The 13,186-nt window shown below is 72.2% G+C and carries 14 protein-coding genes; 8 read left to right on the top strand and 6 right to left on the bottom strand.

The annotated features are described in order from the left end of the window. Positions 1-5 precede the first annotated feature (5 nt). On the top strand, positions 6-929 hold the full coding sequence (locus ACWCPM_RS02830; protein ID WP_450974330.1) for an LAETG motif-containing sortase-dependent surface protein: 924 nt from the start codon (positions 6-8) through the stop codon (positions 927-929). Positions 930-1,046: 117 nt separating this feature from the next. Here ACWCPM_RS02830 and ACWCPM_RS02825 read toward each other — a convergent pair whose 3' ends face one another. Next, positions 1,047-1,799 (bottom strand): SCO2400 family protein, encoded by a 753-nt coding sequence (locus tag ACWCPM_RS02825; protein ID WP_450974329.1) that lies wholly within the window; start codon positions 1,797-1,799, stop codon positions 1,047-1,049. A gap of 307 nt (positions 1,800-2,106) precedes the next feature. On the opposite strand from ACWCPM_RS02825, the gene ACWCPM_RS02820 reads away from it, so the two are divergent. Beyond that, on the top strand, positions 2,107-3,795 hold the full coding sequence (locus ACWCPM_RS02820; RefSeq protein ID WP_450974328.1) for a lysyl oxidase family protein: 1,689 nt from the start codon (positions 2,107-2,109) through the stop codon (positions 3,793-3,795). A 221-nt stretch (positions 3,796-4,016) separates the two neighbouring features. Continuing rightward, positions 4,017-5,441 carry a condensation domain-containing protein gene (locus ACWCPM_RS02815; RefSeq protein ID WP_450974327.1) on the top strand — a complete coding sequence of 475 codons (1,425 nt, stop codon included), beginning with the start codon at positions 4,017-4,019 and terminating at the stop codon, positions 5,439-5,441. 58 nt (positions 5,442-5,499) lie between these two features. Here the strand turns inward: ACWCPM_RS02815 and ACWCPM_RS02810 are convergent, their stop codons facing one another. The 3 genes from ACWCPM_RS02810 to ACWCPM_RS02800 form a co-directional block, all read right to left on the bottom strand. Further along, positions 5,500-5,703 (bottom strand): cold-shock protein, encoded by a 204-nt coding sequence (locus tag ACWCPM_RS02810; protein WP_007383480.1) that lies wholly within the window; start codon positions 5,701-5,703, stop codon positions 5,500-5,502. 137 nt (positions 5,704-5,840) lie between these two features. Continuing rightward, a complete protein-coding gene (locus tag ACWCPM_RS02805) occupies positions 5,841-6,110 on the bottom strand; it encodes a helix-turn-helix domain-containing protein (RefSeq protein ID WP_450974387.1) in 270 nt (89 codons plus the stop codon). A 202-nt stretch (positions 6,111-6,312) separates the two neighbouring features. Next, positions 6,313-6,918 (bottom strand): tellurite resistance TerB family protein, encoded by a 606-nt coding sequence (locus tag ACWCPM_RS02800; RefSeq protein ID WP_450974326.1) that lies wholly within the window; start codon positions 6,916-6,918, stop codon positions 6,313-6,315. A gap of 205 nt (positions 6,919-7,123) precedes the next feature. Between ACWCPM_RS02800 and ACWCPM_RS02795 the strand changes: the two genes are divergently transcribed. Next, positions 7,124-8,071: an ABC transporter ATP-binding protein gene (locus ACWCPM_RS02795; RefSeq protein ID WP_450974325.1), complete on the top strand. Its 948-nt coding sequence runs from the start codon at positions 7,124-7,126 to the stop codon at positions 8,069-8,071. Continuing rightward, on the top strand, positions 8,068-9,087 hold the full coding sequence (locus ACWCPM_RS02790; RefSeq protein WP_450974324.1) for an ABC transporter: 1,020 nt from the start codon (positions 8,068-8,070) through the stop codon (positions 9,085-9,087). Before ACWCPM_RS02795 ends, ACWCPM_RS02790 begins: the two co-directional genes overlap by 4 nt. A 107-nt stretch (positions 9,088-9,194) precedes the next feature. On the opposite strand, the gene ACWCPM_RS02785 is transcribed toward ACWCPM_RS02790, so the two are convergent. Together ACWCPM_RS02785 and ACWCPM_RS02780 are read right to left on the bottom strand one after the other, a co-directional pair. Then, positions 9,195-10,157 (bottom strand): hypothetical protein, encoded by a 963-nt coding sequence (locus tag ACWCPM_RS02785; protein ID WP_450974323.1) that lies wholly within the window; start codon positions 10,155-10,157, stop codon positions 9,195-9,197. An 8-nt stretch (positions 10,158-10,165) separates the two neighbouring features. Then, the gene (locus tag ACWCPM_RS02780) at positions 10,166-10,456 is read right to left on the bottom strand and encodes a hypothetical protein (protein WP_450974322.1); all 291 of its coding nucleotides are present in this window, start codon (positions 10,454-10,456) and stop codon (positions 10,166-10,168) included. Between the two features lie 263 nt (positions 10,457-10,719). Here ACWCPM_RS02780 and ACWCPM_RS02775 point away from each other — a divergent pair, with 263 nt between their 5' ends. From ACWCPM_RS02775 to ACWCPM_RS02765, 3 genes are all read left to right on the top strand, one after another. Further along, positions 10,720-11,226 (top strand): SigE family RNA polymerase sigma factor, encoded by a 507-nt coding sequence (locus ACWCPM_RS02775; protein ID WP_450974386.1) that lies wholly within the window; start codon positions 10,720-10,722, stop codon positions 11,224-11,226. Positions 11,227-11,237: 11 nt separating this feature from the next. Beyond that, complete coding sequence (locus ACWCPM_RS02770) at positions 11,238-11,678, top strand: cellulase (RefSeq protein WP_450974321.1); 441 nt, start codon at positions 11,238-11,240, stop codon at positions 11,676-11,678. Between the two features lie 81 nt (positions 11,679-11,759). Further along, complete coding sequence (locus ACWCPM_RS02765) at positions 11,760-13,016, top strand: glycosyltransferase (RefSeq protein ID WP_450974320.1); 1,257 nt, start codon at positions 11,760-11,762, stop codon at positions 13,014-13,016. The last annotated feature ends 170 nt before the right edge of the window (positions 13,017-13,186 follow it).

Raw genomic sequence — 13,186 nt, 5'->3', positions numbered from 1 at the left:
TACGCATGTCCATTGCGAGACGTGTCACCGCGCGCCGCCTGCTGGGGACGGGCGCCGCGTCGCTCGCGCTCTGCGCCGCATCCGCCTCCGGTGCCTGGGCCACCGGGTCGCCGGGCGGTGGTGACGGCTGGGGGGCCGGCGCCCGGTACAAGCCCGGGACCGGGGCCGGGACGGTCACCGGGAGCGACCGATGCGAGTTCTCGCTCGACGGCGAGAACTTCCAGGCATCCGTCAAGGTCGACGACGTCAGCCTGCGGCCGACCGACGACGGCAAGGTGCACATCAAGGTCCGCGCCGCCGGGGACGCGGCGACCTGCACGGCGTCCCTCGCCTCCTACCTCGCGCACGGGGCCACCTTCGCGACCTCCGGTGAGCAGAAGTTTGTCGACTTCGACACGGCGACCGTGAAGCCGGGGCAGACCGATTCGCTCGACATCGCGGTACCGGACGCGGGCTGCTTCGCGCAGATCGACCTCTACCGCGGCGCGGTGAAGTACGACGGTCTCCTCGACGCGGGCGACGGCTTCGAGCACGGCGAGCTGCCCAAGGGCCCCGACCGTCCGGTGATCAAGGACAAGCTGATCGCCGCGTGGAACGGCGGGACGAAGGACTGCACGGCGACGCCGTCGGAGCCGCCCGCCACCACGTCGCCGTCTCCCTCTCCCACCCCGCCCGCCTCGACGCCGCCGGGCTCCGCCGAGCCGTCGACGCCGGCCGGGACGACGCCCGCGCCGACCGAGCCGGCCTCCGAGCCGCCGTCGAGCACGCCGCCCGCGAACGCCCCCTCGCCCGCGGGTCCCGGCGAGGACCTGGCCGAGACGGGCGCCGACAGCAACACGACCCCGATCGCCCTGGGCGCGGCGGCACTTCTGGCCGGCGGCGCCGCGATCGTCGTCGCCACCCGGCGTCGCAGGTCTTCGGGCAGCTGACACCCGTCCGCTCCGTCACTCGGCCCACCCGCCGTCGGCCGACCCGTATCAGGGTCCGGCTGCCGGCCGGTGGGCCGTCGCGTGCCCGCAGACCCGGACCGCGGCGACGCAGCGAGGTCAGCCCAGGCAGATGACCAGCAGGCAGAGCTGCGGCGGCGTGGACTCCGGGGGCGCGGGCGGCGGCGCCGCGGGGTCGGTCGGCGCCGGGGAGGCGTCGGCGGGGGGCGGCGTGGTCGGCTGGGGTGCGGTGGGGGTGGCGACCGGGTCCGACGGGACGTCGGGGGAGTCGCTGCGGTGCTGCGGGGGCCGCGGTGCCGAGGGGACGGAGACCGGGGCCTGGGACTGCCCGCCCTGCGGAGCCGGTGACGCGGGGCGCTGCTGCGAGCGGCCGGCCGTGGAGCGGTCGTCCCGGGACGGCGTGGCGGAGGTGCCGGGCGCGGTGCGCCGCTCCTCGGGCCGCGTCTCCGGCGGAGCTATTCGCTCGGCCGGATGCCCCTGCGGGGTGTCCAGCGTCAGCTCGTCGGGTGCCGCGGCCGTCTGCGCGCGGTCGGTGGGCGCGCCGCGCCCCACGGTCTGGAGGGTCAGCCCGCCGCCGATCAGCGCCACGGCCGTCGCCACCAGCGCCCGGCGCTGACTCTTCTTCCAGCGGATGCGCTGCCTGCGCCGTGCCGCGCGGCCGTCGCGCAGAGGGATCACCGCCGTCTCGGGCGCGGCGTCCGGTACCGGTGCGGCATACGCCGGCTCCGGCTCCTCGTGCGCGTGCGGCTCCGGTGCGATGTCCGGTGCGTAGGCGCCGCATCCAGGGCACACCAGGGCGCGGTTGAGATGCCGTCGGCACGAGGAGCAGTAGTCCATCTGCCAGTAGTCCATCTGCGGTCTTCCTGAATCGACAGCCCCCGAACGGCCAGCAACGCTAACGACGGATTCCGTCCTCCGTGTGCAGCCGGTGTGACACTCCTGCACAGATTCGCCGGTCCGCGGTCGCCCTCCGGGCACTGCCTTCGCACGAACTTCGGCACCGGCAGGCAACCCGCACCCCGAGTTCACCTGTCTCACAGGATGCTCACAGAGTCACGGTCACCGGACGCGTGGGGTGCGTCGGTACAGCGGTGGCCGCGCGGACGTGAGCTGTCCGGTCCGATGCCGCCGACCAGCGGCACTCGCAGACGAGGAACCGATGACCAGTCAGCAACACCGCAACCGTGTGAGGCGTTCGGCGCTCGCCGCCGGCACCGCGCTCACCGTCGTCGTGGGCGGCGCCGCCGTCGCCTCCGGGGCCGACCCGGCGAGCACCACGCCCGGAAAGCCGAAGCTCAAGCTGATCGCCGCGTCGAAATCCGTGACGCTGGATCGCTGGGAGGGGGAGCCCGGGGTCTATCTGGACCTCGGGACCTATGTGAGCGTCGACAACGCGCCCTTGGAGTTCAAGGTGACGCGGAAGTCGTACAAGGACCCGGTGGTCGCCCAGCAGATCCTGCGGAGCGGCAACGGCGTCCAGACCAAGAACCTGCCCGCCGGTCTGGTGAAGGACTTCTCCGGGCTGCCCGGCTTCCTGGAGGTGTCGATCAAGAACGCGGCCGGTCAGGAGGTGTCGAAGTCCAAGGGCACCTTCTGCCCGAACAACGCCTCCGGCCGGCTCCGTCCGGACGCCCCGGCGACCTCGCACTACCCGGAGAGCTGCCCCATGAACCCGTGGACGCTGGGCTCCGTGTGGGGCGTGGAGAAGGGCTGGGCGTCCAACTCCAGCACCGTCGACTACGACAAGCCCGTGGACCTGCCCGCCGGCGAGTACACGGCGAAGGTCTCGGTCGCCAAGAAGTACCGCGACCTGTTCGGCATCCCGAACGACCAGCCGACCGTCAAGGTGACCGTCCGACAGACCAGCGACGGCGGTGGCGACGCGGGCGCGTCGCGTTCCGGCGCGCAGCAAGGCGGTCACGGGGCGCACAGCGGTCACGGCGCCGCCGACCCGAGCGCCCACACCGCCCACCACTACGGCCCGCGCGGCGCCGACGCGCCCACCCCGCCCCAGCTGTCGCACGCGATGGAGCACCGCGGCCGTGCCTCGCACCTGGGCGACGGGCCGGGCCACACCGACGGTTCGCGGATCGCGCCCGCGCTGAAGCCCAATGCCAAGCGGCCCACCGGGCGCGCGGGCGTCCCGGCGAACGCGCCCAAGCCCGACCTGCGGTCGCTGCCGGCCTGGGACATCGCCGTCACGGACGGCGAGGACGGCGACGTGCCCGGCAAGGACTACCTCGCGTTCAGCGCGAACGTCTGGAACGCCGGGCCCGCGCCGCTCGTCGTGGACGGGTTCCGCAGCCCGGGCGCCGATCTGATGGACGCCTACCAGTACTTCTACGACGCGAACGGCAAGCAGATCGGCTACACGCCCACCGGCACCATGGAGTGGGACCCGCGCGTCGGGCACGAGCACTGGCACTTCACGGACTTCGCCAGCTACCGCCTGCTGAGCGCCGACCAGACCAAGGAGGTGCGCAGCGGCAAGGAGGCGTTCTGCCTGGCCAACACCGACGCCGTGGACTACACGGTGAAGAACGCCAACTGGCACCCGTACAACACGGACCTGTCGACCGCCTGCGGTCAGCAGAACTCGATCTCCGTGCGGGAGGTGCTCGACGTCGGCTCCGGCGACACCTACACGCAGTACCGTCCGGGCCAGTCCTTCGACATCACCGACCTGCCGAACGGCACGTACTACATCCAGGTGATCGCCAACCCGGAGAAGCGGCTCAAGGAGACCGACCTGAACAACAACGTCGCCCTGCGCAAGGTCGTCCTCGGCGGCGAACCGGGCGCCCGCACGGTCAAGGTCCCCCCGCACCACCTGATCGACGCCCCGTGACCGGCCCCGCCTGACCGTTTCCCGAACGCCCCCGGCCGCCGTGCCGGGGGCGTTCTGTCCGCGCCCGCCGTTTCCTCCGCCACACCTGAGCGTTGGTCCCGTTGTGCACTGAGCGATGCCCAGCAGACACGGGCGCCCGGTGCCGCAGCAGGCAGCGTTCGCCCCGTCGCGGCACCGGCCGTTCGTCTCCCGTGGGCGGACGAACGGAGAATGCTGTGCGAATGACGGACATCCAGCGCTGCGAGATCCGCCCCGGGCGGCTCGTGGAGTGGACGCTGCACCCGGCGGCGGTGCGGGCCGCGGCGGACATGCCGGAGGACACCCGGCCGCCGGCGTACGTCCAGGAGTCACATGTGCGCACCGCGCGCACCGTGCGCGAGGACGGGCTGTTCGTGCCGACCTGGCTGGGAGCGGCCTTCGACATCCCCGGCCAGGTCGACCTCGGCGCGCTCCAGGAGGCCCTGCGGGCCTGGACCCTGCGGCACGAGACGCTGCGCAGCGGATTCCGCTGGATCGGTGACGACATGCGGCGCTTCACGCTCGACGCGGACGCGGTCGTCCTGCACCGCGAGGACCGCGGCGCCTTCGGCGACGCGGCCCGGCTGACCCGCTATCTGCAGGACCGCTTCGACACCGTGGCGGACGCGCTCAGCTGGCCCAACTTCATCTACACCGCGGTCGTCCGGGACGACGGCACCAGCGTCTATATGGCGTTCGACCACAGCAACGTCGACGCGCACTCCATCCACCGCATCCCCGCCGAGATCCACGAGCTGTACACCTCGGCCCTCGGCGGCCACCGCCTCGAATCGCCGCCGGTCGCCAGTTACGTCGACTTCTGCGCCCTCGAACGCACCGAGGCCGACCGCCTCGACGACACCCACGAGATCGTCGGCCGCTGGCGGGAGTTCATCGTGAGTTGCGACGGGAAACTACCCAACTTCCCCGTCGAGCTGGGCCTCGACCCGGAAGGGCCGCTGCCCACACAGAAGTTCATGCAGGAGATGCTCGTCGACGACGCGGACGCCGCCGCCTTCGAGGCGTACTGCCGCCCCTACGGCGGCAGCCTGGTCGGGGTGCTCGCCGCGACCGCGCTCATCGTCCGGGAGATCGGCGGACAGCAGGTGTACCGCACGGTCGTGCCCTTCCACACCCGGGTCCGCTCCCAGTGGTCGGACTCCGTCGGCTGGTACGTCGGCGGCGCGCCGATCGAGATCCCGGTCGCCGGGACACCCGACTTCGACGCCACGCTGCGCCTGGTCCGCGCCGCGCTGCGCGAGAACCGCCCCCTGTCCCGCAAGCCCATCGCCCGCGTCCTGAAGCTCCTGGGCGCCGACTTCCGCCCCACCTCACCCGACCTGTACTCGATCGTCTCCTTCGTCGACGCCCGCGCCACCACCGGCTCCGAGCAGTGGCACGACCTGAAGGCGTACGGCCTGATCCGGGTGTCGTACGGCGACCAGGTCTGCGTCTGGCTGACCCGTCTGCACGAGGGGCTCCAGCTCGCCAGCCGCTACCCGGACACCGACATCGCGCGCAAGAACATGCGGCTGTTCACGGAGCGGCTCCGGGAGCACGTCGTCACCGTGGCCCGGGACGCCCTCGTCGCCGGACGCTCTGCGCGGGTGACCCCGTCGTCCCGGTGAGGCACATGCGTCGGGGCCCGCACTCCGTGGAGTGCGGGCCCCGATGTACCACCACGCGTCAGGCGGGAACGATGTTCTCGGCCTGCGGGCCCTTCTGGCCCTGCGTCACGTCGAAGGTCACCTTCTGGCCTTCCTGAAGCTCGCGGAAGCCGGAGGTGGCGATGTTCGAGTAGTGAGCGAACACGTCGGCGCCGCCACCGTCCTGCTCGATAAAGCCGAAGCCCTTTTCCGCGTTGAACCACTTCACGGTGCCAGATGCCATATTCAATCTCCCTAAAAACGAGTGCTCCTATCAAAGCTAGCACAGTCACGGGTATATGGCCCGGGCGATTCTCGCGAGCTCGCATTCCCTTTTTGGGTACAGAAATTCTGCTCCCGCCACGACAGATATTCAGCGGTTCAGCGGCCTTCGGGGCGGTGTCCTTTTCCCTGGCCCCCGAGCTGCCGCCGGGCCTCGGCGAGCTGGTCCTCCAGGCTGATGATGCGGCAGGCGGCGTCGATCGGGGTCCCCTGGTCGACCAGTTCCCGCGCACGGGCTGCCGTCCGCAGCTGGTGGCGGGAGTAGCGGCGGTGGCCGCCCTCCGAGCGCAGGGGGGTGATCAGCCTGGCCTCGCCCAGGGCGCGCAGGAACGCCGGGGTCGTGTCGAGGACGGCGGCCGCCCGGCCCATGGTGTAGGCGGGGTAGTCGTCGTCGTCGAGGTTGCCGGCGGGGGCGGCGGTGGCGGTGGCGGTGGCGGTGGCGGGATCGTCGGGCACACGGTCAGGGGACACGCAAAAACCCTAGCCTGCGCGAGGGGCGATATCTGCGGCAGCCGCGACAGAATCGCCCCTCGCCGGTGGCGCGGCGTTCAGCCGAAGAGCCGGCGCGGGATCAGAGGCCGAACTCCTGCGGCGACAGGCCCAGCACCGAGCACGCTTCCCGCAGCACCTGCTCCTCGGCCGGCGCGATGTAGCCGTCGGCCCCGGCGATGACGAGACCGGTCTGGATGACGGCCCGCGCCTCCGTCGGCTTCTTGGCCGCCTTGGCGATCTCCTGCAGGACCTGTGTCTTGCCCTGCGGGAAGTCGAACGCCAGCTGGTCGACGTGCTTGCTGAAACGCTGACGCAGCTGCTCCGGCGGGAAGTTCTGCAGGACGTCGTTGTTGAGGATCAGCGACTCCATCTGCTGCCGCTCGGTTGGGTCGACATGTCCGTCGGCCGCCGCGACCAGGGCGCACATGGCCATGCTGGCGTCCCGGTAGGCGCCGCTCTTCAGCTCCGTCTTCAACGACGTGAGCTGCGACTTCAGGGTGCTGACCAGCTGGGCGCGCGAGCCGCCGGAGGACCCGGAGCCCGGCCGGCCGTGTCCGCCGGGGGCGCCGTATCCGCCCTGGCCGCCGTGCCCGCCCTGGCCGCCGTATCCCTGGCCGCCGGAGCCGCGCGCGCCCTGAGCCTGCTGCTGCAGGTTCTTGGCCTGGTCCTTGATCCGATCCCACATATCCCGTGCCACCTCGGCTTCAGCCGTGTCGTTCCGGTCGTCGGTGTGCGTTCGCACACGTCGTGGTGGCAACGCCTGCCCGCTGCCCGAAGTTCCGGGCGGCGCCCGCGCGGCCGGGGGCGCGGTGACATGGATCACGTCTCCGGGCGGCGTTGACAGGAGCGCCCGCCGCCTTCCATCATCATTCCACTAATCAAGTAGTTAAATGGTGGTGGATGACGTGAGTGACGGTCAGTACGCCGGGGACACGGCGTTGGAGGCCTCCGGCGTGGGGGTGCGCTACCGACGGGGCTGGGCCCTGCGGGACTGCTCGTTCCGGCTGCCGGCCGGACGGATCTGCGGGCTGGTCGGCCCCAACGGGGCGGGAAAGACCACGTTGATGGGCATCGCCGCGAACGTGCTGGAGCCGACCGAGGGCACGCTCCGGGTGTTCGGCGCGGCCCCGGAGTCGGCGGAGGCCGGCCGGCGGACGGCGTTCCTCGCCCAGGAGAAGCCGCTGTACCGCCGCTTCACGGTGGCCGAGATCCTGCGGATGGGCCGGGAGCTCAACCCCCACTGGGACCAGGAGGCCGCCGAGGGCATCGTCCGCGCCGGGAACGTGCCGCTGGACGCCAGGGTCGGCACCCTCTCCGGCGGGCAGCGCACCCGCGTCGCCTTCGCGCTCGCCTTCGGCAAGCGGCCCGACCTGCTGCTCCTCGACGAGCCGATGTCCGACCTCGACCCGGTCGTGCGGCACGAGCTGATGGGCACCCTGATGGCCGAGGCCGCCGAGCGCGGCACCACCGTGCTGATGTCCACGCACGTCCTGGCCGAGCTGGAGAACGTCTGCGACTACCTCGTCGTGATTGCCGCCGGCGCGGTGCGCCTCGCCGGCGACGTGGACGAACTGCTCGCCGCGCACACCCTGGTCACCGGCGTGCGCGAGGACGAGGGCCTGCCCGCCGGACTCGCCCGTCACACCCTCGTCGAGACCCGCGCCACCGGACGCCAGTTCACCGCCCTCGTCCGTGCCGAGGGTCCGGTCACCGGCCCCTGGGAGGCGGCCGCCCCGACCATGGAGGAACTCCTGCTCGCCCATCTGCGCTCCGCGGACGCGCCCTCGCTGATCACCCCCACCGCGCAGGTGCACGGCTCCCGGGCGGTGGCCGCATGAGCACCCTCACCGGCACGCCCGTCACCACCGGCGCCGACACCCCCGCCCCTCGCCGCCGTCTCCGCCTCCGCCTCTCCGGCATGACCTGGCTGGTCTGGCGCCAGCACCGGGCGGCGTATCTGACGGTGCTCGGCGCGAGCGTGCTCCTGCTGGCGTGGATCGCCTTCCAGCGGCACACCATGATGGAGTTCCTGACCGGCTACGGCTGGCCCGAGAACAGCCTCGACAGCCTGGGCACCGAGTTCCAGCCCTACGCCGCCGCCTTCGGCCCGGTCGGCACCGCGCTGGGCCTGATGCCGGTCGTGCTAGGTGTGTTCGTCGGCGCACCGCTGCTGGCGGGCGACCTGGAGCACGGCACCGCCAAGCTGGTCGCCGCCCAGAGCGCGAGCCGCTCCCGCTGGCTGGCCACCAAGCTGGGGCTGACCGCGCTGGTGCTGACGGTGAGCACGATCGCCCTGTCGGCCGGGTTCGGCTGGTGGTGGGAGCCGGTCAAGGAAGGGACCATGGTCCTGGACTGGACGAGCACCGCCTTCGACACCACCGGACCGGTGCCCGTCGCCCTCACCCTCCTCACCGTCGTGGGCGGGGTGGCGATCGGCGTGGTGCTCCGCCGCACGCTGACGGCCATGGTGGTCACCTTCGGCTTCGCCGTCGCAGTCCAGCTCGCCTGGGGCCAACTGCGGCTGTCGCTCGGCGACGTCGTCACGGTCACCACGGACAAGGGCGTCCTCGCGGAGGACTCGTTCCCGGTCCTCCCCGACGGCGCCTACCAGATCGACCAGTGGTACCTCACCGGCGACGGGAAGCTGCTCGGGTGGAGCACCTGTACCGACTCGGCGTCCGAGCAGGCCCGCGACCTGTGCCTGCGGCAGAAGGACGTGGTCGGCTGGGCGGTGGACTATCTGCCGATGTCCCAGATGGCCGGCATGCAGTGGCTCGGCGCGGCGATCCTGTTCGCGCTGACGGCGGCCGTCGCGGCGTTCCTCTTCCTGTGGGGCCGCAAGCGCCTCGTCTGACACACGGGCCGGGGCGGGGCGCCTACCTTCACCCGGGCCGGGCGGGGCGCCTCACTTCACCCGGGCCGGGCGGGGCGCCTCACTTCACCCGGGCCCGGGCAGGGCGCCTACCTTCGGGTGGCGCCCTGCTTCGGAATCAGCCGTGCCGAGGAGTCCCGCTCACGCGCGCTCCGCGAGGAGGCGGCGGGGCGCGTGGCCTCCCGACGGCCCTCCCGGGGCGCCGGGCCCCGCGACTCCTCGGCGCCGGGGGACGGGGCGGGCGGCCGCGAGCGGTGCCGTGGCAGCGTGCGCCGGGGCGGGCGGGTCAGCGTGATCTGCCGTACGAGCTGCTGAAAGCAGGCGAGCGCCGCCAGACCGGGCAGGGCGGCCGTGACGGTGTCGACCACCGTCCGGGGCGCCTGCGCGACGCATAAAAGCATTGCCGCCGTCGAAAAGAGGAGAATCACACACCAGGAGTGCACCGCCCGGCGCTGATGGAGGGCGGCCCGCAGGACGGACAGCGAGGCCACCAGCCAGGGGCCGTAGATCAACAGGGGCCACAAGGAAACAATGCCGTCTTGCGTTCGGGAAACGGAAAGGCGCAGCGGTTCGTAGACGGCCATTCCGCCGAAGAAACTCACGCTGCACGCGATGACCGCCGCCAGCGCGGCGAGAAACCGGCTGACCGCGCGCAGGGCGTTGCGGCCGACGCGCGCACGGGGCTTGCGGTGGCCTTTCGGGGAATCCCTCAGCGGCGGCAGCTCGGCGGTGATCTCCTGGAGGTTCCCGAGCGGCGAGCCGGGGACGGGAGCGGTGACCGAGGTGTCCGCCGGAGTGATGTCCAGGGGGATGTCCGCGGGGACATCCATGGGGACATCCACGGGGACGTAGGTCGGAACCTGCTCCGCCATCGCGTCCTGGAGCATGAACGCCAGCTCCTCGGCGGGGTCCCAGGCGGAGTCCGGGGGAACCAGGGGCTGCGGGTACGCCTCGGCGGGACCTCGGTGCCGACCGGTGCCATACGTGCCCTGGTCGCCATAAGTGCCCTGGTTGCCGTGAGTGCCATGAGTGCCATGGCCGTGCGTATACATGCGGCTTGCTATTTCGCCGCTGAGAAGCCGGCCGCGCCCTGTGGCGCCAGCCACCTTCGGGCGAGATCGTCTTCCAGCTCGGCCATGACGTGCAGGAAATTCCGGAGAATCGGCTCGGTGGCCCGGAGTGCCACCGGGGGACCGTCTTTGGTGAGTGTTCCGTTGACACCGGCCGAGCAGTGGGCCGGGGCCGGAATGTAAGTGTAGGGACCCAGCGTCACCGCATGTCCCGCAGCCCGGCCCCCTCGCTGCTGACTCGCCAACAGGCCGAAAAAACCGTCCCTGGTTGCCTTGGTCATATCCAAACTAACGGCACCCCATTCCGCCGGATGCGCGGCAAACGGGTGAACGATTAAGGTAATAAAACGGTCGCCGCGCGTGAAATGAAGTGATGACTGGTCTTACATTCCGCACCGCGGTCGAAGGCATGGTCGAAGTCGCGCTCGAAGACCGGGACGGCTGTCGATGTGACCCGGATCACTGGCGGCGGGTGCATAGGGGCGGGGCCGCCGACGTCTTTACTCCAGATGTGGGCGAGCGGCGGGAGCGGGGGGCGGTGTGGATGGAGCAGGCGCGGGCGGGTGAGTTCGACGAGTTCGTCACGGCCCGCTGGCCGGTGTTGCTGCACCTCGCCCGGCTGCTCGTCGGCGGCGACCGCCATCGCGCGGAGGACCTCGTCCAGGACTCCCTGGTCAAGCTCTGGTTCGTCTGGCCGAGGATCGCCGAGGAGGCGCCGGAGGCATACGTCCGCAAGGTGATGGTGCGGGCCGCCGCCCGCTCGGGCCGGCGGCTGTGGTGGGGCGAACGCCCCGTGGAGCGCCTGCCCGACGTGGCCGGGGCGGCCGACGTCTGCGCCGACGTGGCGGAGCGCTCCCGACTGGAGGCCGCACTGGCCCGGCTGACCCCCCGTCAGCGGGTGGCCGTGGTGCTGCGCTACTACCAGGACCTGCCCGAGCGGCAGGTGGCGGAGGCGCTCGGCTGCCCGGTGGGCACGGCCCGCTCCCATGCCGCGCGGGGAGTGGCACGGCTGCGGGAGCTGCTGGCCGACGTCGTCGAGCCGGTGCGGTGAAGGAGAACCCCATGGACCACTTCGAGCGGCGGCTGGCGCGGATGATGCGCGACAGCGAGGAGCACAGCCCGTTCGGGCCGCGGCACCGGGAACGGCTCCGGGAAGGCGTCGCGGCCCGCCGCCGCGCCCGCGCCGCACAGCGGGCCGCCGGTTCCCTCCTCGCCGTCGCCGGACTCGTGGTCGGACTGCTCCTGCTGCCCGGCGGCCCGGACCGGGCCGAACCAGCCGGACCCCTGCCGCGGCCCGCGACGAGCCCACAGTCCTCCGGCCCGGGGCCGACACCGACACCGGACGCGTCCACGCAACCCGCGCTCCCGGCAGGGCCCACCGGCACGACGACGCCGCCGTACTCCACCTCGCACCCGCCGTCCGGCACACCGGACCCGGCGGACTCGACGGACCTGCCCGATCCGCCCGGGGCGCCGACCTCGACGGCGCGCACCGGCCCATGACCCGTACACCGCGGCCCACGGCCGCCGACGCCCGCGTGCTTTCGGCATACCCTGCGCCGGAGCACCCACAAGGACGAACCAGTGACTGAGCGAGGGACCGCCGCCGTGAAGGACGTACACCCGCTGCCCCGACGCACCCCGGTCCCGACCGATCACCCGGACCCCGTCCTGGACCTCGTCGTCCCGGTGTACAACGAGGAGACGGACCTGGAGCCGAGTGTGCGGCGGCTGCACGCGCACCTGAGCGAGACGTTCCCCTACGCGTTCCGCATCACCATCGCCGACAACGCCAGCACCGACCGCACGCCCGAGATCGCCGCCCGGCTGGCCGGTGAACTGGCCGAGGTCGAGGAGCTGCGGCTGGACGAGAAGGGGCGCGGACGGGCCCTGTACGCCGCCTGGACCCGCTCGCCGGCTCCCGTGCTCGCCTACGTCGACGTGGACCTGTCCACCGAACTGGCCGCCCTGCTTCCGCTGGTCGCGCCGCTGATATCCGGCCACTCCGACATCGCCATAGGCACCCGGCTGGCCCGCGGCGCCCGCGTCGTGCGCGGTCCCAAGAGGGAGTTCACCTCCCGCTGCTACAACGCGTTGCTGCGCTCGACGCTCTCCGTGGGCTTCTCCGACGCGCAGTGCGGCTTCAAGGCGGTACGGCGGGACGTGGCCGAGCGGCTGCTGCCCCTGGTGCGGGACACCGGCTGGTTCTTCGACACCGAGATGCTGGTCATCGCCGAGCGGGCCGGGCTGCGCATCCACGAGGTGCCGGTCGACTGGGTGGACGACCCCGACAGCCGGGTCGACATCGTCGCCACCGCCCTGGCCGACCTGCGCGGCATCGCCCGGATCGGCTCGGCCCTGGCGCGCGGCACCCTGCCGCCGGCCGAGCTGCGGCGCAGTGAAGGCGACGGGCCGTCGGGCGGGCTGGTGATGCAACTCGTGCGGTTCGCCACCGTCGGAGCGGTGAGCACCCTCGCCCACCTCCTGCTGTACTCGCTGCTGCGACCGGTGGTGGGAGCCCAGGCCGCCAACGCGCTCGCACTGCTGATCTGCGCCATCGGCAACACCGCCGCCAACCGCCGTCTCACCTTCGGCATCCGCGGGCCCGGCGGTGCGATGCGCCATCAGGCCAGGGGGCTGGTGGTGTTCCTGCTCGGTCTGACGCTCACCAGCGGCTCGCTCGCCCTGCTGCACCAGGCGGCGCCCTCGGCCGGGCCGCGCGTCGAACTGGCCGTGCTGATCGCCGCCAACCTCACGGCGACACTGCTGCGCTTCCTGCTCTTCCGGGCGTGGGTGTTCGGCACCCGGCCCCGACGGCGGAGCGAGCCCCGGGCCTCATGACCACGACGCTCCCCGGTCCGGCCGCCTGGAACGCACGGCTGCCGGACAGCCCACCCCTGCCCGGACGCGGGCACCGGTTGCGCCGCGCGGTCGCGCGGTACGGCCCGGTGCTCGCCCTCTACGGCGGCCTGAAGCTCATCGGCTTCGGCGCCTTCATGTTCGCTCGCCGT

The organism is Streptomyces sp. NPDC002309 (assembly GCF_053593375.1).
Note: the sequence above shows the minus strand (reverse complement) of the source record. Positions and strands in the feature narration are given on the sequence as shown.

What these genes read in the sequence shown, in the direction of transcription:
- ACWCPM_RS02815 (WP_450974327.1), top strand. Translation starts at nt 4,017, where the DNA reads ATGACGGACATCCAGCGCTGCGAGATCCGCCCCGGGCGGCTCGTGGAG.
- ACWCPM_RS02790 (WP_450974324.1), top strand. Translation starts at nt 8,068, where the DNA reads ATGAGCACCCTCACCGGCACGCCCGTCACCACCGGCGCCGACACCCCC.
- ACWCPM_RS02780 (WP_450974322.1), bottom strand. Translation starts at nt 10,456, where the DNA reads ATGACCAAGGCAACCAGGGACGGTTTTTTCGGCCTGTTGGCGAGTCAG.
- ACWCPM_RS02810 (WP_007383480.1), bottom strand. Translation starts at nt 5,703, where the DNA reads ATGGCATCTGGCACCGTGAAGTGGTTCAACGCGGAAAAGGGCTTCGGC.
- ACWCPM_RS02770 (WP_450974321.1), top strand. Translation starts at nt 11,238, where the DNA reads ATGGACCACTTCGAGCGGCGGCTGGCGCGGATGATGCGCGACAGCGAG.
- ACWCPM_RS02775 (WP_450974386.1), top strand. Translation starts at nt 10,720, where the DNA reads ATGGAGCAGGCGCGGGCGGGTGAGTTCGACGAGTTCGTCACGGCCCGC.
- ACWCPM_RS02785 (WP_450974323.1), bottom strand. Translation starts at nt 10,157, where the DNA reads ATGTATACGCACGGCCATGGCACTCATGGCACTCACGGCAACCAGGGC.
- ACWCPM_RS02795 (WP_450974325.1), top strand. Translation starts at nt 7,124, where the DNA reads ATGGTGGTGGATGACGTGAGTGACGGTCAGTACGCCGGGGACACGGCG.
- ACWCPM_RS02805 (WP_450974387.1), bottom strand. Translation starts at nt 6,110, where the DNA reads ATGGGCCGGGCGGCCGCCGTCCTCGACACGACCCCGGCGTTCCTGCGC.
- ACWCPM_RS02820 (WP_450974328.1), top strand. Translation starts at nt 2,107, where the DNA reads ATGACCAGTCAGCAACACCGCAACCGTGTGAGGCGTTCGGCGCTCGCC.
- ACWCPM_RS02800 (WP_450974326.1), bottom strand. Translation starts at nt 6,918, where the DNA reads ATGTGGGATCGGATCAAGGACCAGGCCAAGAACCTGCAGCAGCAGGCT.
- ACWCPM_RS02830 (WP_450974330.1), top strand. Translation starts at nt 6, where the DNA reads ATGTCCATTGCGAGACGTGTCACCGCGCGCCGCCTGCTGGGGACGGGC.
- ACWCPM_RS02825 (WP_450974329.1), bottom strand. Translation starts at nt 1,799, where the DNA reads ATGGACTACTGGCAGATGGACTACTGCTCCTCGTGCCGACGGCATCTC.